16 protein-coding genes and 1 pseudogene are annotated in these 22,116 nt (G+C 72.0%); 12 read left to right on the top strand and 5 right to left on the bottom strand.

Annotation, left to right across the window (positions count from 1 at the left end; translation table 11 throughout):
- Positions 1 to 32 precede the first annotated feature (32 nt).
- Complete coding sequence (locus ACZ7EG_RS35020) at positions 33 to 1,610, top strand: phytoene desaturase family protein (protein ID WP_471088082.1); 1,578 nt, start codon at positions 33 to 35, stop codon at positions 1,608 to 1,610.
- Positions 1,611 to 1,614: 4 nt separating this feature from the next.
- Here ACZ7EG_RS35020 and ACZ7EG_RS35015 read toward each other — a convergent pair whose 3' ends face one another.
- Positions 1,615 to 3,396: a serine hydrolase domain-containing protein gene (locus tag ACZ7EG_RS35015; RefSeq protein WP_471088080.1), complete on the bottom strand. Its 1,782-nt coding sequence runs from the start codon at positions 3,394 to 3,396 to the stop codon at positions 1,615 to 1,617.
- A 147-nt stretch (positions 3,397 to 3,543) separates the two neighbouring features.
- Here ACZ7EG_RS35015 and ACZ7EG_RS35010 point away from each other — a divergent pair, with 147 nt between their 5' ends.
- The gene (locus ACZ7EG_RS35010; protein WP_471088078.1) at positions 3,544 to 4,656 is read left to right on the top strand and encodes an NAD(P)H-dependent flavin oxidoreductase; all 1,113 of its coding nucleotides are present in this window, start codon (positions 3,544 to 3,546) and stop codon (positions 4,654 to 4,656) included.
- Positions 4,653 to 6,203 carry an acyl-CoA synthetase gene (locus ACZ7EG_RS35005; protein WP_471088076.1) on the top strand — a complete coding sequence of 517 codons (1,551 nt, stop codon included), beginning with the start codon at positions 4,653 to 4,655 and terminating at the stop codon, positions 6,201 to 6,203. The genes ACZ7EG_RS35010 and ACZ7EG_RS35005 overlap by 4 nt, the downstream gene beginning before the upstream one ends.
- Before the next feature lie 177 nt (positions 6,204 to 6,380).
- On the opposite strand, the gene ACZ7EG_RS35000 is transcribed toward ACZ7EG_RS35005, so the two are convergent.
- The gene (locus ACZ7EG_RS35000; RefSeq protein ID WP_471088074.1) at positions 6,381 to 8,819 is read right to left on the bottom strand and encodes a penicillin acylase family protein; all 2,439 of its coding nucleotides are present in this window, start codon (positions 8,817 to 8,819) and stop codon (positions 6,381 to 6,383) included.
- 188 nt (positions 8,820 to 9,007) lie between these two features.
- On the opposite strand from ACZ7EG_RS35000, the gene ACZ7EG_RS34995 reads away from it, so the two are divergent.
- Positions 9,008 to 10,510: an acyl-CoA synthetase gene (locus ACZ7EG_RS34995; RefSeq protein ID WP_471088072.1), complete on the top strand. Its 1,503-nt coding sequence runs from the start codon at positions 9,008 to 9,010 to the stop codon at positions 10,508 to 10,510.
- A 120-nt stretch (positions 10,511 to 10,630) separates the two neighbouring features.
- On the opposite strand, the gene ACZ7EG_RS34990 is transcribed toward ACZ7EG_RS34995, so the two are convergent.
- A complete protein-coding gene (locus tag ACZ7EG_RS34990) occupies positions 10,631 to 12,670 on the bottom strand; it encodes an alkaline phosphatase family protein (RefSeq protein ID WP_471088070.1) in 2,040 nt (679 codons plus the stop codon).
- 116 nt (positions 12,671 to 12,786) lie between these two features.
- Entirely contained in the window at positions 12,787 to 14,406 is a 1,620-nt protein-coding gene (locus ACZ7EG_RS34985) for an acyl-CoA synthetase (protein WP_471088068.1), read from the bottom strand.
- A 174-nt stretch (positions 14,407 to 14,580) separates the two neighbouring features.
- On the opposite strand from ACZ7EG_RS34985, the gene ACZ7EG_RS34980 reads away from it, so the two are divergent.
- The 8 genes and pseudogenes from ACZ7EG_RS34980 (at position 14,581) to ACZ7EG_RS34945 (ending at position 20,828) form a co-directional block, all read left to right on the top strand.
- The gene (locus tag ACZ7EG_RS34980; RefSeq protein ID WP_471088066.1) at positions 14,581 to 15,381 is read left to right on the top strand and encodes a crotonase/enoyl-CoA hydratase family protein; all 801 of its coding nucleotides are present in this window, start codon (positions 14,581 to 14,583) and stop codon (positions 15,379 to 15,381) included.
- Positions 15,382 to 15,499: 118 nt separating this feature from the next.
- The gene (locus ACZ7EG_RS34975) at positions 15,500 to 16,441 is read left to right on the top strand and encodes a Zn-ribbon domain-containing OB-fold protein (protein WP_471088064.1); all 942 of its coding nucleotides are present in this window, start codon (positions 15,500 to 15,502) and stop codon (positions 16,439 to 16,441) included.
- Positions 16,438 to 17,502, top strand: coding sequence for a thiolase domain-containing protein (locus ACZ7EG_RS34970; protein WP_471088062.1), 1,065 nt, complete (start codon positions 16,438 to 16,440; stop codon positions 17,500 to 17,502). The genes ACZ7EG_RS34975 and ACZ7EG_RS34970 overlap by 4 nt, the downstream gene beginning before the upstream one ends.
- On the top strand, positions 17,499 to 18,665 hold the full coding sequence (locus ACZ7EG_RS34965; RefSeq protein WP_471088060.1) for a thiolase domain-containing protein: 1,167 nt from the start codon (positions 17,499 to 17,501) through the stop codon (positions 18,663 to 18,665). The genes ACZ7EG_RS34970 and ACZ7EG_RS34965 overlap by 4 nt, the downstream gene beginning before the upstream one ends.
- Positions 18,666 to 18,747: 82 nt before the next feature.
- Positions 18,748 to 18,990 carry a DUF397 domain-containing protein gene (locus ACZ7EG_RS34960; RefSeq protein WP_104786506.1) on the top strand — a complete coding sequence of 81 codons (243 nt, stop codon included), beginning with the start codon at positions 18,748 to 18,750 and terminating at the stop codon, positions 18,988 to 18,990.
- A gap of 208 nt (positions 18,991 to 19,198) precedes the next feature.
- Positions 19,199 to 19,510: pseudogene (locus ACZ7EG_RS34955) on the top strand (universal stress protein); the annotation flags it as partial.
- A gap of 40 nt (positions 19,511 to 19,550) precedes the next feature.
- Complete coding sequence (locus ACZ7EG_RS34950; protein WP_471088058.1) at positions 19,551 to 20,213, top strand: CGNR zinc finger domain-containing protein; 663 nt, start codon at positions 19,551 to 19,553, stop codon at positions 20,211 to 20,213.
- A gap of 117 nt (positions 20,214 to 20,330) precedes the next feature.
- Positions 20,331 to 20,828, top strand: a complete 498-nt coding sequence (locus tag ACZ7EG_RS34945; RefSeq protein WP_062931252.1) for a glycosyltransferase family protein — start codon at positions 20,331 to 20,333, stop codon at positions 20,826 to 20,828.
- Positions 20,829 to 20,896: 68 nt separating this feature from the next.
- Here the strand turns inward: ACZ7EG_RS34945 and ACZ7EG_RS34940 are convergent, their stop codons facing one another.
- Positions 20,897 to 22,036: an aminoglycoside phosphotransferase family protein gene (locus tag ACZ7EG_RS34940; RefSeq protein ID WP_471088056.1), complete on the bottom strand. Its 1,140-nt coding sequence runs from the start codon at positions 22,034 to 22,036 to the stop codon at positions 20,897 to 20,899.
- Positions 22,037 to 22,116 lie beyond the last annotated feature (80 nt).

Here is a 22,116-nt window from a genome sequence, read left to right as displayed (position 1 = left end):
CCGACCCGGATCACCCCGTGTTACCAAGAACCATGACCGCACCCGAGGGACCCCGCGCACACCGGACCTACGACGCCGTCATCGTCGGCGGCGGCCACAACGGCCTGGTCGCCGCCGCCTATCTGGCCCGCGCCGGGCGCTCCGTGCTGGTCCTGGAGCGGCTGGACCACACGGGTGGCGCGGCGGTGTCCACCCGGCCCTTCGCCGGGGTCGACGCCCGGCTGTCCCGCTACTCGTACCTGGTCAGCCTGCTGCCCAAGAAGATCGTCCGGGACCTGGGCCTGGACTTCCGGGTCCGCACGCGCACCGTCTCCTCGTACACGCCGGCCGAACGGGACGGCAGGCCCACCGGTCTCCTCGTCGGCGGCGGGGAACGGCGCACAAGGGAGGCGTTCACCCGGCTCACCGGTTCCGACCACGAGTACCGGGCCTGGCAGGAGTTCTACGGCAGGACCGGCCGCGCCGCCCAGCGGATCTTCCCGACCCTCACGGAGCCGCTGCCCGCACGTGACGAGCTGCGCCGCCGCCTCGACGACGAGGAGACCTGGCGGATGCTGTTCGAGGAACCGATCGGTGCCGCCGTGGAGGAGCACTTCCAGGACGACCTGGTGCGCGGTGTGGTCCTCACCGACGCCCTCATCGGCACCTTCGCCGGCGCCCACGACCCCTCCCTGAAGCAGAACCGCTGCTTCCTCTACCACGTGATCGGCGGCGGCACCGGCGACTGGGACGTACCGGTCGGCGGCATGGGGGCGCTCACCGACGCCCTCGCCGACGCGGCGCGCGATGCGGGAGCGGTCCTCGCCACCGGCCACGAGGCGCTGCGCATCGCCACGGACGGCCGAACCGCCGAGGTCACGTATCGCACGGCCGACGGCGAAGGCACCGTCGCAGCCCGGCACGTCCTGGTGAACGCCTCACCGCGGGCCCTCGCGGAACTGACCGGCGACACGCCCCCGGCTCCCGCCGAAGGCGCGCAGCTGAAGGTGAACATGCTGCTGAAGCGGCTGCCGCGGCTGCGCGACAGCGCCGTCGACCCGCGCGAGGCCTTCGCCGGTACCTTCCACATCGCCGAGGGCTACGAACAACTGGCCACCGCCCACGCCCAGGCCGCCGCCGGGACCCTGCCCGCCGCGCCGCCCTCCGAGATCTACTGCCACTCGCTCACCGACCCGACCATCCTCGGCCCCGACCTGGCCGAGCAGGGCTACCAGACGCTCACCCTCTTCGGCCTGCACACCCCGGCCCGCCTGTTCGAGCGGGACAACGACGCCGTACGCGAGGACCTGCTGAAGTCCACCCTCGCCCAGCTCGACGCCCACCTGGCCGAACCCCTCGCCGACTGCCTGGCCACCGACGCGGACGGGCGCCCCTGCATCGAGGCCAGGACCCCGCTCGACCTGGAGCGGGACCTCGGCCTGCCCGGCGGCAACATCTTCCACCGCGAGCTGAGCTGGCCCTACGCCCAGGACGGCACCGGCCGCTGGGGCGTGGAGACCGGCCACGCGAACGTGCTGCTGTGCGGGGCGGGCGCGGTGCGCGGGGGCGGGGTCAGCGGGGTGCCGGGACACAACGCCGCCATGGCGGTGCTGGAGACCACCCCCGAGTGACCCCTCAGTCGGCCTCGCGCGTCCACCCCACCGCCGTCAGGCGCGCCGCGTCCGCCGGACGCCTGACATCGAACAGGACGTCCCCGGCGGCCTCCACACGCAGCCCGTCCACGTAACAGCCGCGCCCCACGTACAGCCGGTCCGTCGCGTACCGCCAGCGCAGGGCGAGCTCCCGCGCGGCGGGGACGTCCGCGGTCAGCCCGTGCCAGACGCGGCCGGACCAGCCGGTGACCGAGCCCGACGGGTGCCGCTCGGGGTCCTGACCGCGGCGGGACGTGGTGAAGGGGACCGGCTGCCAGCCGGTGCCGCCGTCGGTCGAGGCCTCCAGCACCAGCACGTCGGCGGCCGGCTCGGTGTCCCACCACAGCGCACAGCGCACCCGCGCCCGGCCGGCCGACGTGTCGAGCGCCGGGAGCGTGAGCGTCGCCGTCGTGGAGAGGGCCATCCCTGAGAACCAGGCCGTGCGTCCCCGCGCCGGCCGGACCGGCACGGCCCGCGCCAGGTGGTTCGCCGCGGCGGCCCTGGGCGCGGATCCGGATCGCCAACTGCGCACCGGATGGACCGAGTTGCCGAGGACGATCAGGAACGAGTCGGTCGTCGGGTCGAGGACCAGCGAGGTGCCCGTGAAACCGGTGTGCCCGGCGGTGCGCGGCGTGGCCATCGCACCCATGTACCAGTGCTGGTAGAGCTCGAAGCCCAGACCGTGCTCGTCCCCGGGGAACGCGGTGTTGAAGTCGGTGAACATCAGCTCCACCGACTCCGGTCTCAGGATCCGGGTCCGTCCGTAGACACCGCCGTTGAGCAGGGTACGGCCGAGGACCGCGAGGTCCCAGGCGTCGGAGAACACGCCCGCGTGGCCCGCGACGCCGCCGAGACCGAAAGCGTTCTCGTCGTGCACCTCGCCCCACACCAGGCCCCGGTCGAGGCCGGACCACGGTGCGCGCGCGTCCTCCGTGGCCGCGATCTTGGGCCGCCAGGACGCCGGCGGGTTGTAGCGGGTGCGGCGCATGCCGAGCGGTGCGGTGATCTCGTCGCGCAGGAGGACGTCCAGGGTGCGGCCCGTGACCCGCTCCAGCACGAGCTGCAGCGAGATGAGGTTCAGGTCCGAGTACAGGTACGCCGTGCCCGGCGCGCTGACCGGCTTCTCGTTCCAGATGAGCTGGAGCTTCTCCTCGTGCGTGGGCGCGCTGTACAGCGGGATCCAGGCGCGGAACCCCGAGGTGTGCGTGAGGAGCTGACGGATCGTGATGTCCTGCTTGCCCGCCCGCGCGAAGTCCGGCAGGTACGAGGCGACCTTCGCCTCCAGGTCCAGTGCGCCCCGCTCGATCTGCTGCACGGCGAGGATCGAGGTGAACAGCTTCGACACCGACGCCAGGTCGAAGACGGTGTCCTCGGCCATGGGGATCTGTTCGCCGGGCGGGAACTCGACGCCCGTGTCGGTCTTCTCGTCGTAGGCGCGGTAGCGGACCGCCATGCCGATGGGCCGGTGCAGCGCGACGGTGCCGCCGCGTCCGGCGAGCAGGACGGCGCCCGCGTACCAGGGGTGCTCGGGGGAGGGGCCGAGGAACGCCTCCGCGTCGGAGACGAGCCGGCGCAGATGGGTGGGGAGCAGCCCGGCGCGTGCGGCGGAGCCGTGCCGCAGGGTGGGGCGGCGGCCGGTGCCCGCCGGGGCGGCCTCGGCGGGTCCCGCGGGCAGCGGGGCGAGGGCGAGCGCACCGCCCAGGGCCAGGCCCGCTCTGCCCAGTTGACGCCGGGTCGGTTCGCCGTTCGCCGCTCTGCCGGTCACCGCGCACCCCTTCGCCTCAACCGCCTCGCATGTCCCGGAGAGTATGTCCCCCGGGCGTCGCCGTGAATCCGGCGGAGAGCCCAACCGATCTGACGGAGCATCAGAAAACCTCTTCCGTCCTCCGGAGGACTCCGGCATCCTGCGCCCATGCAGACGGAGCTGAGCCAGACACTGGGAATCGAGCACGCCGTCTTCGGCTTCACGCCGTTCCCCGCCGTCGCCGCGGCCATCAGCCGGGCCGGCGGCTTCGGCGTGCTCGGCGCGGTCCGCTACACCGCCCCCGACGAACTCAAACGCGACCTGGACTGGATCGAGGCACACGTCGACGGCAGGCCGTACGGGCTGGACGTCGTGATGCCCGCGAAGAAGGTCGAAGGCGTCACCGAGGCCGACGTCGAGGCGATGATCCCCGAGGGCCACCGGCAGTTCGTCCGGGACACCCTCGCCAAGCACGGCGTGCCCGAACTCGCCGAGGGCGAGGCGTCCGGCTGGCGCATCACCGGCTGGATGGAACAGGTCGCCCGCAGCCAGCTGGACGTCGCCTTCGACTACCCGATCCGGCTCCTCGCCAACGCCCTCGGCTCCCCGCCCCCCGACGTCATCGCCCGCGCCCACGACCAGGACGTGCTCGTCGCCGCACTCGCGGGCAGCGCCCGGCACGCCCGCAAGCACCGGGACGCCGGGATCGACATCGTCGTGGCGCAGGGCTACGAGGCGGGCGGCCACACCGGCGAGATCGCCTCCATGGTGCTCACCCCGGAGGTCGTCGACGCCGTCGCCCCGCTGCCCGTCCTGGCCGCCGGGGGCATCGGCAGCGGACAGCAGGTGGCTGCCGCCCTCACCCTGGGGGCCCAGGGTGTGTGGCTGGGCTCCCTATGGCTGACCACCACCGAAGCGGACCTGCACTCGCCCGCCCTGACCCGCAAGCTCCTCGCGGCCGGCTCCGGCGACACCGTCCGCTCCCGAGCGCTGACCGGCAAGCCCGCCCGCCAGCTGCGCACCGAGTGGACCGACGCCTGGGACGACCCGGCCGGGCCCGGCACCCTGCCCATGCCACTGCAAGGACTGCTGGTCGCCGAGGCCGTCTCGCGCATCCAGAAATACGAGGTCGACCCGCTGCTCGGCACCCCGGTCGGCCAGATCGTCGGCCGGATGAACAGCGAACGCAGCGTCCGGGCCGTCTTCGACGACCTCACCCGCGGCTTCGAGCAGGCCGTGGACCGCGTCAACCGCATCGCCGGAAGGAGCGGACAGTCGTGAGCACACCCCCCGTGGGATTCTGGGCCCAGGCCACCGAGGATCCCGGCCGCACGGTACTCGTCGCGCCCGACGGCGAGGTGTGGACCGCCGGACGCCTGCACGGCGCGGCCAACCGGCTCGTGCACGGCCTGCGCGCGGCCGGACTGGAACGCGGCGACACCTTCGCGGTGGTCCTGCCCAACGGCGTGGAGTTCCTCACCGCCTATCTCGCCGCGAGCCAGGCCGGGTTCTACCTCGTCCCCGTCAACCACCACCTCGTCGGACCGGAGATCGCCTGGATCGTCTCCGACTCCGGCGCCAAGGTGCTCCTCGCCCACGAGCGCTTCGCCGAAGCGGCCCGCCACGCCGCCGACGAGGCGGGCCTGCCGGCCACCCACCGGTACGCCGCGGGCACGGTCGAGGGCTTCCGCCCGTACGCCGAACTCCTGGACGGCCGACCCGAGTCGGCGCCCGCCGGCCGCACGCTCGGCTGGGTCATGAACTACACCTCGGGCACCACCGGCCGCCCCCGCGGCATCCGCCGCCCGCTGCCCGGCAAACCCCCGGAGGAGGCCTACCTCGGCGGTTTCCTCGGCATCTTCGGCATCCGGCCGTTCGACGACAACGTGCACCTCGTGTGCTCACCGCTCTACCACACGGCCGTCCTGCAGTTCGCCGGCGCGTCCCTGCACATCGGCCACCGGCTGGTCCTCATGGACAAGTGGACACCCCAGGAGATGGTCCGGCTCATCGACGCCCACCGCTGCACCCACACCCATATGGTCCCCACCCAGTTCCACCGCCTGCTGGCCCTGCCCGACGACGTGAAGGACCGCTACGACGTCTCCTCCATGCGGCACGCCATCCACGGTGCCGCGCCCTGCCCCGACCACGTGAAGCGGGCCATGCTCGACTGGTGGGGCCCCTGCGTGGAGGAGTACTACGCGGCCAGCGAGGGCGGTGGTGCCTTCGCCACCGCCGAGGACTGGCTGAAGAAGCCCGGCACGGTCGGCAAGGCCTGGCCCATCAGCGAGCTCGCGGTCTTCGACGACGACGGCAACCGGCTGCCGCCCGGTGAACTCGGCACCGTCTACATGAAGATGACCACCGGCGGCTTCTCGTACCACAAGGACGAGGCCAAGACCCGCAAGAACCGCATCGGCGACTTCTTCACCGTCGGCGACCTGGGGTACCTCGACGAGGACGGTTACCTCTTCCTGCGCGACCGCAAGATCGACCTGATCATCTCCGGAGGCGTCAACATCTACCCGGCCGAGATCGAGTCGGCCCTGCTCGCCCACCCGGCCGTCGCGGACGCCGCCGTCTTCGGCATTCCGCACGACGACTGGGGCGAGGAGGTCAAGGCGGTCGTCGAACCGGCTCCCGGGCACCGGCCCGGGCCCGCCCTCGCGGCCGGCCTCCTCGACCACTGCGCCCACCGGCTCGCCGGATACAAACGGCCCAGGAGCGTCGACTTCATCACCGAGATGCCCCGTGACCCCAACGGCAAGCTGTACAAGCGCCGGCTACGGGAGCCGTACTGGGAGGGCCGGACGCGGCCGGTGTAAGCCGCCCGGCGGCCCAACGCCACCGTTCTGGCCGATCGCGGGGTACTGCCCTGCGTCCCGCTCCGCCTTCGGCACGCGCCACGCGGGTGCCGCCCGGTCTGCCGCCACGGGGCCTGCAGGCCACGGGGCCTGCAGGCCACGGGGTGCCGCCCACGGGAGCGGCACCCCGCGCACGGGTCAGCGGCGCTCGTGCACCCGCACGACCTTCAGCTTCGGCGAGGACAGGATGTCCTTCTCGCAGAAGCGCGAGGCGACCCACTTCTCGCCGGAGAACAGCCGGGTCTGGTCGGCGAAGTGCGGCGACTTCGGGTTCGACGACTGGGAGTACGTCAGCAGTGTGCGGGCCACCGGGCAGTGGCTGCCGTCCCAGCCGACCGCCTGCAGATGACTGGACCCGAACGGCACCTCCGTGTAGCCGCCGCCGGCCGCGTCCCACGTCGGCTCGATCACGTTCCACACGCCGAGCCGCCCCGCGCCGCCCGGCACGGGCAGACGCTCGCCGTCGCGGACGACGAACTGGTGCGCGCCGAGCGGCGCGTCGAGCGCGATGCCCGCGCTCCGCAGCTCGGCCACCGCGTCGGCCAGGGCGGTCGGGAAGCCGGCCGCCTCCGTGTTCAGGGTGTTCGGCGTGCGGAGCGGGTCCGCCGCCGAGAACGGCACCTTCCACAACCGGTCCGCGGGAACCGCCTGTTCGAGTCTGCGCCAGAACCGGTCGAAGAGCAGCGCTCCCCGGCTGCCGGTGTCCATGGTGCGGTCCCACGCCTGCAGCACCCCGCAGGCCGCCGACACATCGACGGCCTTGCCGTCGCTGCCCGTAGCCGTACCACCGGGCAGCGCGGCGCACGCCCGTGCCACGTCCTCGGCGGCGAGGTCGCCCGCGGGCACCCGGTTGGCGAACTGCTGCTTCTGCAGGTCGCGTACGGTCAGTCCGCCGCGGTCAGCCATCGCCGCGACGTCCTCGACCGCGCCACGGGTACGCAGGCCGAGCTGTGTGCCCACCGTGCCGAAGATCCGCTCGTACCCGGTGAGCGGCCGCTCGGCGTTGGTCATCCACGCGGTGCCGTTGGAGTTCTCCGCGTACGGGGCGTCCTTCAGCGTCGGCATCCTCGACGGGCCGAAGATCCCCGGCACGACCGCACCGGGGTCGCTGCCGAGCGCGCAGTCGCCGCGCGAGCCGTCGAGGATCGCGATCCCGGACGCCGGGTACGTGGTCCTGCCGAGATCCGTGGAGCAGCGCTGCGCCAACTCGTCGGTGATGCGGGGGAGTACCTGGGACTGGGTGAACAGGGAGTGCCCCGCGCGGTCGGCGGCGAGCGTGTTCACCCAGGGGATGCCCTGGTGCCGGTCGAGGGAGGCGAGGACGCCGGCCGTGCTCCGCGCCTTGGCGAAGCCGAGCGAGGTGTCGAAGAAGCGGAGGTTCGCCGCGTTCGGATCGTTCAGGGCGTACGCCGTCCGGGCGGTCCACGGCAGCGGGAGCTGGGAGCTGAGGGAGGTGACCACGGGGCCGTAACGGGTCCACCACTGGGTGCGGGTGACCGGCGCGCCGTCCTTCACCGCGACCGTCACGGTCCGCTTCTTCATGCGCTCCGGCCTGCCGTCCACCAGGTAGGTCGTGGGATCGGCCGGATCGAGCGTCAGCTGGTGGAAGTTGGCCGGAATGCCGGTGGAGACGGTGTGGCTCCACGCCACGTGTGCGTTGAACCCGATGGAGATCGCCGGGGTGCCGAGCAGGGAACCGCCGGACACGTTCAGCTCTCCCGGGATCGTCTGCTGCGACTGCCAGAACCGTCGCCCGCCGTCCCACGGGTAGTGCGGGTTGCCCAGCAGCAGGCCACGGCCGTTCGCCGTGGCGTCACCGCGGAAGGCGACCGCGTTGGAGCCCATGCCGGGGTCGCCCCACAGCTCGGCCGCCGCGTCCGCCCCGGCCTTCGCCGCTGCCTTCCCGCCCGGCGTGCGGGCGGACGGAGCGCCGGGGGCGGCGGTTGCTCCGGCCGGCGGCTGCGAGGTCGTGATCGTCTCCACGAACCTCCCCTCGCCGGAGATCGAGGCGATCGCCAGGCCCCGGGCCGCCACGTCCCGTTCGGAGACCGGCCGGACCCAGGACGCGCCCGCGCAGGAAGGGTCCGTGATCTTCTGCTGCTTCAGCCAGGCGTTGTAACCGGCGGCCCAGCCGCGCATCATGTCCCGGACCTGCCGGCCGGGACCCACCGGCGCCGGCTCGGCGAGCAGCTTCTCCACGGTGCGGCTCTCCCGCACCCCGCCGAAGTACAGGTCGCTGGCCAGGTTCGTCCTTGCCGCCGAGAGGTCGCCGCCGGCGGGCGCGTCGGAGCCGAAGTACCGGGACCGCTCGCCCCGCAGCGTCACGAACCCGTCGGCCAGTGTGCACACCTCGTCGGCGGCCTGCGCCCAGCCCGTACCGAAACCCAGGTCGGTGTAGTTCTTCGCGAGGATGTGCGCAATGCCGTGCTCGGTGTAGCGGATGACGGCGGAGTGGCCGTCGCGGGAGGGGTGTTGCTCTGCCCGCTGCTGGGTCGTGGCGGCCGCCGCGGGTAACGCGGACGCGGCGGTGAACAGGGCCGTGGCCCCCAGAACGAGTCGTCTCAGACGGCTGCGCATCGTGCCCTCCAACATCGTCGAGGGAAAGGAGTGTCGTGTGTACGAACCTGGTTCGAACGTCCGTCGGTTTTCATGACACCGGACGCCGTCGACGGCGGCCGGGTTGCTCGTGGCCGATCACCGCCCCCGGCTCCCGGCCTGCCCGGGGTCCTTGACCTCCTCGGGCGGTCGACCGAGGATCATGTGTCATGACGACGCCCGGACAAAGCAGCACGGTCGACGGAGTCCTGCGGCGCAGCGCCCGGCGCACACCGGCGCGCGTCGCGGTGGAGTACGGCGAACGGACCTGGACGTACGACGAGCTCGACACAGCCGTCTCCCGCGCGGCAAGCGTCCTGATCGGCCAAGGCCTGGCCCCCGGGGACCGGGTCGGCGCCTACGGCCACAACTCCGACGCCTATCTGATCGCCTTCCTGGCCTGCGCCCGGGCGGGTCTGGTGCACGTACCCGTCAACCAGAACCTGACCGGCGACGACCTCGCCTACATCGTCGGCCAGTCCGGCAGCGCCCTGGTCCTCACCGACCCGGACCTGGCGGAGCGACTGCCGAGCGGGGTACGGACCTTGCCGCTGCGCGACGCCGACGACTCGCTGCTCGCACGGCTGCCCGAGGCACCCGTCCACGACGGCCCCGAGCCGCGCGCCGAGGACCTCGTGCAACTGCTCTACACCTCGGGGACGACCGCCCTGCCCAAGGGCGCGATGATGACGCACCGGGCCCTGGTGCACGAGTACTTGAGCGCGATCACCGCTCTCGACCTCAGTGCGGGTGACCGCCCCGGGCACTCCCTGCCGCTGTACCACTCGGCGCAGATGCACGTCTTCCTGTTGCCCTACCTCGCCGTCGGCGCGACGAACATCATCCTCGACGCACCCGACGGCGACCGGCTCTTCGACCTGATCGAGGCGGGCCGCGTGGACAGCCTGTTCGCACCGCCCACCGTCTGGATCGCCCTGTCCGGCCGCCCCGACTTCGCCACCCGCGATCTGAGCGGCCTGCACAAGGCGTACTACGGTGCGTCGATCATGCCGGTCCCGGTACTGGAACGGCTCCGGGAGCGCCTGCCGGGCCTGGCCTTCTACAACTGCTTCGGCCAGAGCGAGATCGGCCCGCTGGCCATGGTCCTCGCGCCCGACGAGCACAAGGGCCGTATGGACTCCTGTGGCAGGCCCGTCCTGTTCGTCGACGCGCGTGTGGTCGACGAGGACGGCGAGGACGTACCCGACGGCACCCCCGGCGAGATCGTCTACCGTTCCCCCCAACTGTGCGAGGGCTACTGGGACAAGCCCGAGGAGACCGCCGCGGCCTTCCGCGACGGCTGGTTCCGCTCCGGCGACCTCGTGGTGCGCGACGCGCACGGCTACTACACGATCGTCGACCGGGTGAAGGACGTCATCAACTCCGGTGGTGTCGTCATCGCCTCGCGGCAGGTCGAGGACGCGCTGTACACCCACCCCGGCGTCGCCGAGGCGGCGGTCGTGGGCCTGCCGGACGAGCGCTGGATCGAGGCGGTGACGGCCGTCGTCGTCCCGCGCGGCGAGGTCTCGGAGGCGGAACTGATCGACCACGTCCGCGAGAGAATCGCCCCCTTCAAGGCGCCGAAACGGGTGGTGTTCGTGGCCGAACTCCCGCGCAACGCCAGCGGGAAGATCCTCAAACGGGAGCTGAGGAACGACCTCGGGAGCGGATAGCGCGCCCGCAGACGGGAGAACCCGGTTGTGCCGGACCGGTTCACGCGGCGCGTGGCCACTTTCCTCTCCTGACCCGCGCCGCACCCTGCTGCCGGCAGCGCGCCTGCGCTGCCCTGGTCCTCAGCCCTGCGGGCCGTACGCCGTCATGAAGCGGTCGCGGAACGCGTCCATGCCCCACCGGGGCGCGTTCGCGGCCGGCTTGAGGCCGTCCGTCCAGCCCCAGTCGGCGACCCGGTCCAGAACCTTCTTGTCGTGGGCGACGATCGTCACCGGCACGTCCTTGCCGGTGTCCCCGGCGAGGACCGTCGGCACCGGCTGGTGGTCGCCGAGGAAGACCAGCACCGTGTCGTCGTCACCGTAGCGCTCGACCCACTCGGTCAGGCTGCGGATCGAGTACTCGATGGCCTTGCGGTACTCGGCGCGTACCTTCTCCGGGTCCTTCCAGACCTCCGTGGGGTCGGTGCCCTCCTTCTTGATCCGGTGGAAGACCGAGCCGTCGCCGAGGTCCTCCCAGTCGATCATGTGGGCGATGGGGGACCAGGGGTTGTGGCTGGAGGCCAGAATGATCTCCGCCATGATCGGCTCGCGGTCCTTCTTGCCGTGCTCCAGCCGCTGGAAGGCCTCCATGCTGAACTGGTCGGGCACGGGCGTCCAGCTGAAGTACGGGCCGTGGTAGCCGAGGTGCTCGGAGTCGTAGATGTGGTCCAGGCCGAAGAACTTCCCCTCCGGCCAGGCCCGGCGCACACCTGGCACGATGCCGACGGTCCGCCAGGCACCCGTCTTCCCGAAGTACTTCGTCAGTGTCATGCGATCGCTCGTGGTCAGACTGCGGTACCGCTGCTGGTTCTTGATCCACAGTCCGGACAGGAACGTCGAGTGGGCGAGCCAGCTGCCCGCGCCCGTCACCGGCGACTGCAGCCAGCCGCTGCGCGACTCGAAACCGGCCGCCTTCAGCCTGCCGGTTCCCTCTTTGAGCACGGCGTCGGTCTGCTGCGCCATCGCCGGGTCGTCGATCGCGACCCTGCCGTAACTCTCGATGAACGTGAACAGGACGTCCTTGCCGCGCAGCCCCGTGAGCAACTGGTCGGGCGGCGTCTTCGCGAAGGCGTCCACCGAGGCCTGCTTGTCGAAGACCCGGGCGTCCCGCAGCCCCGCGCGCACCTGGTCCACCCGGTTGCCCACGAACTCGGCGTTGCCCTTGGTGGCGACCGGCACGGTGCCGATCTGCACACCCAGGGTCATGCAGGTGATCCACGCCGTGCCGAGGATCAGGACCGTGCGGCCGGCCGCGGGCCGGTGCCGGACCATCAGGTTCGTCAGCCGCACCACCGCGAGGGTCGTGAGGACGAGCAGCGCGACGAGCAGGACGATCACCCCGGCCACGGCCAGCACCTGGCCGGTGCGCCCGAACGTCTCCCTCAGGAAGTCCGTGCCGTTCTCGATCAGGATCCAGTCCAGGACCAGGTCGAACGGCCGGGCCAGGATCTGGTAGAAGCCCATGTCGACGAACTTCAGGACCGTGAGCAGCCCGAGGAACGCTCCCGCGACCACCGACGTGATCCGGCGGGGCTTCGGCGGCAGAGCGAGCAGCAGGCCCGCGAGCAGTACGCCCTCGGCGGGAATGCGGACGAACGACGCGAACTCGATGCGCTCGACGCGGTTCGGCACCAGCAGTGCGAACAGCACCAGGGCGCCGGCCAGCACCGTCGTACCGATGGAGACGCCTCGTGCCGCACCGGGGTGGCGGTGCCGCCAGCCGAACCAGCCGGGCTTCGTCGTCGGGGGCCGCCCGGAAGGGGGCTCCTGTGCCGGGGTGGCGTTCTCGGGGGCGTCGTCGGCCGCGGTGCCGTCCGCCGGATCCGCCGTGCCGCTGTCTACATCGGGTTTCGTCCCGCCGTCGGCCTCCGCTGCACCCGACGTGCCGCTGTCGTCATCGGGTTCCGCCCCGCCGTCGGCCTCCGCAGGGTCCGCCGTGCCGGTCTCTTCATCGGGTTTCGTCCCGCCGTCGGCCTCCGCTGCATCCGACGTGCCGCTGTCGTCATCGGGTTCCGCCCCGCCGTCGGCCTCCGCAGGGTCCGCCGTGCCGGTCTCTTCATCGGGTTTCGTCCCGCCCTCGGCCGTGTCGTCCGAAAGCTGACGGGAGCGAGTGAAGAGCGACACCCGGTGGTCCTTCCGTGCGGTCTTGCGATGGCATGCCGAACAGAGCCCGGGTGGGCCTGCCTGCCACCACCAGTACGTCCGCACGTCACCTTAGGTTCAATGTCCGGGCCGCAGAATCACCCGTCCCCCGAGACCGCCACCTCCCGCGCCCACCGGTAGTCCGCCTTGCCGCTCGGCGACCGCCGGATCGACTCGGTGATCACCAGCTGGCGAGGGATCTTGTAACCGGCGAGCCGGTCGCGGCAATGGGCCCGGATGTCCTCCAGTGACGGCCGCGCCGCGCCCGCGCGCAGTTGCACCACCGCCGCGACATGGTGGCCCCACTGAGGGTCCGGCACCCCGGCCACCAGTGCGTCGTAGACGTCCGGATGGGACTTGAGGGCCTGCTCGACCTCCTCCGGGTACACCTTCTCGCCGCCGGTGTTGATGCACTGCGAGCCGCGGCCCAGGACGGTGACCACGCCCTCCTCGTCGACGGTGGCCATGTCGCCGAGCAGCACCCACCGCTCGCCGTCCCTGACGAAGAAGGTCGCTGCGGTCTTGACCGGGTCGTTGTAGTAGCCGAGCGGCACATGTCCGCACTGGGCGATCCTGCCCACTTCGCCGGGCGCCACCGGGGCGTACGTGCCAGGGTCGACCACCTGGGTACGGGCGTTGACCCGCACCCGGAAGCCCCGCTCCGGGCCGGAGTCCTCGGTCGCCGTCCCGTTGAAGCCCGACTCCGACGAACCGAAGTTGTTCAGCAGCATGGCGTTCGGCACCAGCTCCCGGAACTGCCGCCGCACCGTGTCCGACATGATCGCTCCGGACGACGACACGCTGAACAGCGACGAGCGGTCGATGTCCCGCAGCGGGCCGCTCAGTGCGTCGATCAGCGGCCGCAGCATGGCGTCCCCCACCAGCGAGATGCTGCTGACCTTCTCCTTCTCCACGGTCCGCAGCACCTCCTCGGGCACGAACTTGCGGTGGATCACCACCCGTTGCCCGAAGTTGAAGCCGATGAACGCCGTGAGGGTGGAGGTGCCGTGCATCAGCGGAGGCGTCGGGAAGAACGTGATCCCCGCACCGCCGGCCGCGACCCGCTCGGCGAGTTCCTCCGGTTTCTTCACCGGCTCCCCGGTCGGGGCGCCCCCGCCGAGACCCGCGAAGAACAGATCCTCCTGCCGCCACATCACGCCCTTGGGCATCCCGGTCGTGCCCCCGGTGTAGATGATGAACTGGTCGTCGGCCGAACGGGCCGGGAAACCGCGCTCGGGCGACCCGGTGGCCTCCACCTGTGCGAACTCCACACAGGGCACCACTGCCGCCCCCGGCGCCGGAGCGCCCACCCGGATCAGATGCCGCAGCTTCTCCGCCCGCGGCCGTGCCGCCGCCACCCGGTCCGTGAACTCGGCGTCGAAGACCAGCGCCACCAGGTCCGCGTCGCGATAGAGGTAGACCAACTCCTCTTCCACATAGCGGTAGTTGACGTTGACCGGCACGATCCGTGCCTTCAGGCACCCCAGTACCGTCTGCAGGTACTCCACGCCGTTGTAGAGGTGGAGCCCGAGGTGTTCACCGGGGCGTATCCCGCTGTCGAGCAGATGGTGGCCGACACGGTTGGCCGCGGCGTCCAGCTCGGCGTACGTCAGGCGGCGCTCCGCGCCCGTGCCGGGATGGTCGGCGTACACCAGCGCCTCACGGCCGGGGACGACGTCGACGACCGACTCGAACAGGTCGGCAAGGTTGTACTCCACCGCTCCTCCTGACCCCGGGCGTGCCTGGCATCGGACGGTTCGCGGTCATCAGAGCAAAGGGCGGTCCAAGTGTGAAGGGTCCGCGCGAAAGAATCTGACTGTCTGTCAGAAAACCCTTGAAGTGCTTCCCGCCCTACTGCAACCTGTTCTCGTTCCACGAGAGGGGAGTTCGCCATGGGTGGGACGGAACACCTCACCGTGCAGCGCGAAGGCGCCACACTGGTGCTCACGCTCAACCGGCCGCAAGCCAGGAACGCGCTCTCACTGCCGATGCTCGTCGGCCTCCACGACGGGTGGCTGGAGGCCGACGCGGACGACTCGGTCCGCTCGATCGTCCTCACCGGCGCGGGCGGCTCGTTCTGCTCCGGCATGGACCTCAAGGCCCTCGCCGGGAACGGTATGGCCGGAGAGGAGTACCGGGACCGGCTCAAGGCCGACCCCGACCTGCACTGGAAGGCGATGCTGCGCCATCACCGTCCGCGCAAGCCGGTGATCGCCGCCGTCGAGGGGTACTGCGTCGCCGGCGGTACCGAGATGCTTCAGGGCACCGACATCCGCGTCGCCGCCGAGTCCGCCACCTTCGGCCTGTTCGAGGTGAAGCGCGGCCTGTTCCCCATCGGCGGCTCCACCGTCCGGCTGCAACGCCAGATCCCGCGCACCCACGCCCTGGAGATGCTCCTCACCGGCCGCCCGTACAGCGCCCGGGAGGCCGCCGGCATCGGCCTGGTCGGCCATGTCGTCCCCGACGGCACGGCGCTGAGCAGGGCGCTGGAGATCGCCGGACAGATCAATGCCTGCGGCCCACTGGCCGTCGAGGCCGTCAAGGCATCCGTCTACGAGACCGCCGAGATGACCGAGACCGACGGCCTCGCCGCCGAACTCACTCGCGGCTGGCCCGTCTTCGACACCGCCGACGCCAAGGAGGGCGCCCGCGCCTTCGCGGAGAAGCGACCGCCCGTCTACAAGCGCGCCTAGCGCTGCGCCGGCTCTGGCCGGTTCAGAGCCGCGGGCCGTCGGTGGCTGAGCGCGCAGTTCCCCGCGCCCCTGAGGGGCGCGCCCCGTGCACGCCGATTTCGAAGGAGGCAGGCCCTCGATGTCCGCAGTTCTCAAGGCGCCGCTTGTCGTCGAATTTCCCTTCACCCGCTCCCTGGGGCCCGTTCAGAGTGCCTTCCTGACCGGTCTGCGGGAGCGGGTGATCCTCGGGGTGAAGACCCGCGACGGCCGTACCCTGGTCCCGCCCGTCGAGTACGACCCCGTCACCGCCGAGGAGATCCGCGACCTCGTCCACGTCGGTCTCACGGGCACCGTCACCACCTGGGCCTGGAACCACCAACCCCGCCGTGGCCAACCCCTGGACACGCCCTTCGCCTGGGTCCTGGTCCAACTCGACGGCGCCGACACCGCCCTCCTGCACGCCCTCGACGCCCCCGGCCCCGACGTCGTCCACACCGGCATGCGCGTCCGAGTCCGCTGGGCCGAGGAACGCGCCGGTGCCATCACGGACATCGCCTGCTTCGAGCCGTACGACGGAGAGGTCTCCACCGTCACGGCCCACGCGGGCGAGTTCGAGGACCCCGTCACCGGCATCGTCGCCGAGGCCCGCCTCGACTACACCTACTCGCCCGGCCGCGCCCAGACCGCCTACATCAACGCCCTCTCCGGCCGGCGGACCGTCGGCGAGCGCTGCCCGTCCTGCCGCAAGGTGTACGTCCCACCGAGGGGGGCGTGCCCCACCTGTGGGGTCTCCACATCCGAGCAGGTCGAGGTGGGTCCCCGCGGCACCGTGACCACGTTCTGCATCGTCAACATCAAAGCGAGGAACCTCGACATCGAGGTGCCGTACGTCTACGCCCACATCGCCCTCGACGGCGCCGACCTCGCGCTGCACGGCCGGATCGGCGGCATCCCCTACGACGAGGTCCGCATGGGCCTGCGCGTCGAACCCGTGTGGAGCGAGGGCGCCCGCTACCCCGACCACTACCGGCCCACCGGCGAACCCGACGCGGACTACGACACCTACAAGGAGCTGCTGTGACGAGCGCACCCCGGGACCGCGAGATCGCCGTCGTCGCCTTCGCCCAGACCGGCCACCGGCGTACCAGCGACGAGCTCTCCGAGGTGGAGATGCTGATGCCGGTGCTGCACGAGGTGCTCGACCGGACCGGTCTGAAGACCGCCGACATCGACTTCACCTGTTCCGGCTCCAGTGACTACCTCGCAGGCCGCGCCTTCTCCTTCACCCTCGCCCTCGACGGCGTCGGAGCCTGGCCGCCGATCTCCGAGTCGCACGTCGAGATGGACGGCGCCTGGGCCCTGTACGAGGCCTGGACGAAACTCCTCACCGGCGACGCCGACACCGCTTTGGTCTACTCGTACGGCAAGTCCTCGCCCGGCCCGGTCCGCGACGTCCTGACCCGCCAGCTCGATCCGTACTACGTGGCCCCTCTGTGGCCCGACTCCGTGGCCCTCGCCGCCCTCCAGGCGCAGGCCCTCATCGACACCGGTGACGCCGACGAGCCCGCCCTCGCCGCCGTCGCCTCGCGCAACCGTGAGGCGGCGCGCGCCAACCCGTACGCACAGCTGCGCGGCCCCGCGCCGCAGGGGGACTACCTCGTACAGCCCCTGCGCACCGGCGACTGTCCGCCCATCGGCGACGGCGCCGCCGCCGTGATCCTCGCGGCGGGCGACCGGGCCAGGGACCTGTGTGCGCGCCCCGCCTGGATCCGCGGCATCGACCACCGCATCGAGGCCCACGCCCTGGGCGTGCGCGACCTGACCGACTCGCCCTCGACCCGCCTGGCCGCCGAGCGGGCCGGAGCCTTCGAGCGGCCCGTCGACACCGCCGAACTGCACGCGCCCTTCACCGCGCAGGAGATCGTCCTGCGCAAGGCCCTCCGGCTGGGCGACGACGTGGACGTGAACCCCTCCGGCGGGGCGCTCGCCGCCCACCCGATCATGGCCGCCGGCCTCATCCGCATCGGCGAGGCCGCCGCCCGCATCCACCGCGGCGCGTCCGACCGCGCGCTCGCCCACGCCACCTCCGGCCCCTGCCTCCAGCAGAACCTGGTCGCCGTACTCGAAGGGGAACCCCGATGAGCAAGGAGCCCGTGGCCGTCGTCGGCATCGGCCAGACCAGGCACGTCGCGGCACGCCGGGACGTGTCCCTCGCGGGACTGGTCCGGGAGGCGGCGCAACGCGCCCTCCAGGACGCCGAGTTGACCTGGGCCGACATCGACGCCGTCGTCATCGGCAAGGCGCCCGACTTCTTCGAGGGCGTCATGATGCCGGAGCTCTACCTCGCCGACGCCCTCGGCGCCGTCGGCAAGCCCATGCTCCGCGTGCACACCGCCGGCTCCGTGGGCGGCTCCACCGCGCTCGTCGCGGCGAACCTCGTCGCCGCCCGCGTCCACGGCACGGTCCTCACCCTCGCCTTCGAGAAGCAGTCCGAGTCGAACGCCATGTGGGGCCTGTCCCTGCCCATCCCCTTCCAGCAGCCCCTGCTGGCCGGGGCCGGCGGCTTCTTCGCGCCGCACATCCGTGCCTACATGCGCCGCAGCGGCGCCCCCGAGACGATCGGGGCCCTGGTCGCCTACAAGGACCGCCGCAACGCGCTGAAGAACCCCTACGCCCACCTGCACGAGCACGACATCACCCTCGACAGGGTCATGGCCTCGCCCATGCTGTGGGACCCGGTCCGCTACTCGGAGACCTGCCCCTCCTCCGACGGTGCCTGCGCCATGATCCTCACCGACCGCGCCGGAGCCGCCCGGGCGCCGCTGCCGCCCGCCTGGATGCTCGGCGGCGCGATGCGCAGCGAACCGACCCTCTTCGCCGGCAAGGACTTCGTCTCCCCGCGGGCCGGGCGGGACTGCGCCGCCGACGTCTACCGGCAGGCCGGGATCACCGACCCCCGCCGCGAGATCGACGGCGCCGAGATCTACGTGCCGTTCTCCTGGTACGAGCCCATGTGGCTGGAGAACCTCGGCTTCGCCGGCGAGGGCGAGGGCTGGAAGCTCACCGAGGCGGGCGTGACCGAACTGGACGGGGACCTGCCCGTCAACATGTCGGGCGGTGTGCTGTCCGCCAATCCCATCGGCGCCTCCGGCATGATCCGCTTCGCGGAAGCGGCGCTCCAGGTGCGGGGGCAGGCCGGGGAACACCAGGTGGACGGGGCTCGCAGGGTCCTCGGACACGCCTACGGCGGCGGATCGCAGTTCTTCTCGATGTGGCTCGTGGGCGACCGTCCCCCGGACTCCTGAAAGGTCGTCCTCACGTGCCCTGTCGGCGGTGGGACACGATCGCTAGGCTGGCCGCGGACGACGAACCGGGAGGAGCACGGACGTGGCCGAGACCACCACCCAGCAGCGCCCGCTCACAGGCTGGGACAAGCCGGAGCTTGACCTCACAGACGCACAGTGGCAGTCCAGCAGCCGAGGGCGGGGGGATGTCCAGATCGCCTTCGTGGAGGGCTTCATCGCCATGCGCAACAGTGCCCGCCCGGAGAGCCCCTCGCTGATCTTCACGCCCGCCGAGTGGGGCGCGTTCGTGTCGGGAGCGCGGGAGGGGGAGTTCGACCTCACCTGAGGACGGGGTGCGGCGTTCCGGAGGACCGGGACCCGACGGCCGATCCGGGGGTGTTTACGTCCGCATTTCCGGACACGCGACCGGAGGCGTCTTCCCGGAGCCACCGCCTGAGTCAGGCCGGCCCGGGAGGGGACGGCCGGGTCCCGGAGGTGAGGAACCCGTGAGCACCCTGTGCGTCGTCGCGGCGGTCGGCAGTTCGGGCGACGGCCCGATCGTCGACCAGGACGTCCGAGAACGAGACCCGCGTCCTCGCCCCGTACCGCGAGCGGCACCCGGGAGTCGCGCTCGAGGTGGTCCCGGCGGCGGGCGCGGCTCCTCGGCCTGGTCGAAGACGGAGCCCAGGAGGAACGCCGCGGGTCACCTCGTCGTCGCCTCCCGGGACGCCGACCCCGTCGTCGTGGGCCGCCACCGACGGCTTCTGCTCTCACCCGTCCGCATGATGGGCTCGGTCACCCACGCCCTCCTGCTGCACGCCGTGAGCCCGGTCGCCGTGGTGCCGCCGTCACCCTCGGAGGACTGACCCCGCCGTAATGGATACGATCGGGCCTATCATTAGCCGCATGCGGGAACCGATCAGCAGGGACGCACGGCTCGCCCTCGACCTGGCCCTCACCATCCGCCACGACGGCAACGGCGGCGTCGCCGACGACCTGACCGACCCGGCAGGCCTGACCGAGTGGGTCCGGGCCCACCCCGAAGCCCTGCCGGCCGGTGCCCGCAGCCGAGCCGACGACCAGGGCGCGGCGCCGCAGCCCGACGACGGCGACCGTCACGCTGCCGGATTCACCGCCGACGCCGCGCAGCTCACCGCCGTCCGCGAGCTGCGGGCCGCCGCCCGTGCGCTGTTCGCCCGCGCCGTGCGCCCCGGCGAGCCGAGCCCCGCGGACGCGGCCCGCCTCATGCCCCTGCCGGAAGCGGTGCGGCACCTGAACGAGACGGCCGCCCGCACCCCCACCGTGCCGGCCCTCGACTGGCCCGAGGGTGCCGTCCCGGTCGTCCACCGAAGGTCCGTCGGTGCCGGTGACGACCTGACCGCCTCCCTCGCGCACGCCGTGATCGCGTTCCTCGCGAGCCCCGACCGCGACCGGCTGCGGGCCTGCCACGCGCCGCGCTGCGTGCGGTACTTCCTCAAGGAGCACCCGCGCCAGGAGTGGTGCAAGCCCTCCTGCGGCAACCGGGCCCGCGTGGCCCGCCACCACCAGCGGCACAAGACGACGGCCTAGACCGGCCGGGATCCGCCCGAGTGGTCCGACACCGCTCCCGGCGCAGGGCGACAACCAGGCCACCCGGTCCGCCGCCCGCCCCGCACGTCGCAGGCCGGGGCACGTACCATGGGCGACATGTCGTTCCTCCGCCGCCGCAGCGCCACTCCCGCCGGGCCCGACTTCGACGTACTGGCCATGGACCCGGGCGACTGGCCCGGCAACCTCGGTGCGGGACTGCTGCCCGCGCCGGACGGCACCTGCCAGGGCGTCTTCCTGCGCTACGACCTGTTCGGCGGCCGCGGCCCCGCGATGATCATCGGCAATCTGCCGGAGGGCTCCCCGGCCCGTGAGGTCCCCGAGGGGGAGGTCCCCTTCGAGGTGGCCCAGCTGCTGCTGGCCCTGGAGAACGACGAGGAGGTCACCGTCGTCAGCACCGAGGACGTACCGGTGATGCAGGGCGACAACCTTCTGATCGTGCGCCGCGTCAAGCTGTCCGAGAGCCGGATCTCCTGCGTGCAGTTCGACCGCAGCGACAACGTCCTCGTGACCATCGCCGCCTGGGACCGCCCCATCACGGACGACCTCTACGCCCTCCTCAAACCGCTGCCCGCGGAACTCTTCCAGCAGGGCTGAGCCGAACTTCCGCACACGAAGGGGCCGCTGTACACCGGGTCAGGTGTACAGCGGCCCCTTCGTCCCCGTCAGCGAGTGCCGACCGCCGCGCGCACGGCGCGCCGGGCCAACTGGCAGTCGTCGTGCAGCCGCCGCAGCAGCAGCCTCTGCTCCTCGCCGGTCGGCGCAGCACCCGGGTGGGCCGTGCCCGGTGCCGCCGGGGCCGGATCGTGCATCGAACGTTGCACGGCCGTCTCGTAGGTCCGGATCTCACGGGTCAGCACCAGCATCAGGTTCACCAGGAAGGCATCCCTGGACGCGGGTCCCCCCGACTGCGCGATCTGGCTGATCTGACGACGAGCGACCGGTGCGTCCCCGAGCACCGACCACAGGGTCGCCAGGTCGTATCCCGGCAGGTACCAGCCCGCGTGCTCCCAATCCACCAGCACTGGACCGGCCGGTGACAGGAGAATGTTCGACAGCAGTGCGTCGCCGTGGCAGAACTGGCCCATGCCCTGCCGCCCCGAGGCCTGCGCGATCCCGTGCAGAAGTTTCTGCAGGTCACCCAGGTCCCGGTCGGTGAGCAGGCCCAGCTCGTGGTACCGGGAGATCCGGGCCGCGTAGTCGAGCGGGGCGTCGAACGTACCCGCGGGCGGCCGCCAGGCGTTCAGCCGGCAGATCGCGCCGAGTGCCGCTCTGATGTCGGCCCGGGGCGGTGCCTCCGCCGGGTGCCGCTGGAGCGCCGCCACCCGGCCCGGCATCCGCTCGATCACCAGCGTGCAGTTGTCCGGATCCGCCGCGATCAGTCTCGGCGCCCGCACGGGTGGGCGGTGCCGGACGAACGAGCGGTATGCCGCTATCTCGTGGCGGATCCGCTCCGACCAGGCGGGCGAGTGGTCCAGTAAACACTTGGCGACAGCCGTGCTGCGACCGGTCGTGCCGACCAGGAGCACGGACCGTCCGTTGCGGCGCAGCACCTGCACCGGGGCGAACTCCGGGCAGATGCGGTGCACGGAGGCGATCGCCGTGCGCAGCTGCGCGCCCTGGGGGCCGGACAAGTCGAGTCTCCCGCTGAGCGGTTGGGTGCCGAGGACCGCGCCGCGCCGAGCCCGGCCCGCACCGGGCACGGGGGCCGCCGACCGCGCGGGGGCGAGGTAGGGGCCGCTGTCCGTGGGACGCGGGTGCAGCGACCGGGGCGGTGCGGACACGGAGGACGATGCTGTGTACATGGGCGAAACAGATCCCTTCGTGTGCCTGCGACGACAGCGCACCACCCGGCCCGGATGCCCGGGAGAACCCTGGGGAGTGT

The organism is Streptomyces sp. NPDC037100 (assembly GCF_055606225.1).
The sequence above is the reverse complement of the archived record's forward strand: the minus strand, read 5'-3'. Positions and strand labels throughout refer to the sequence as shown.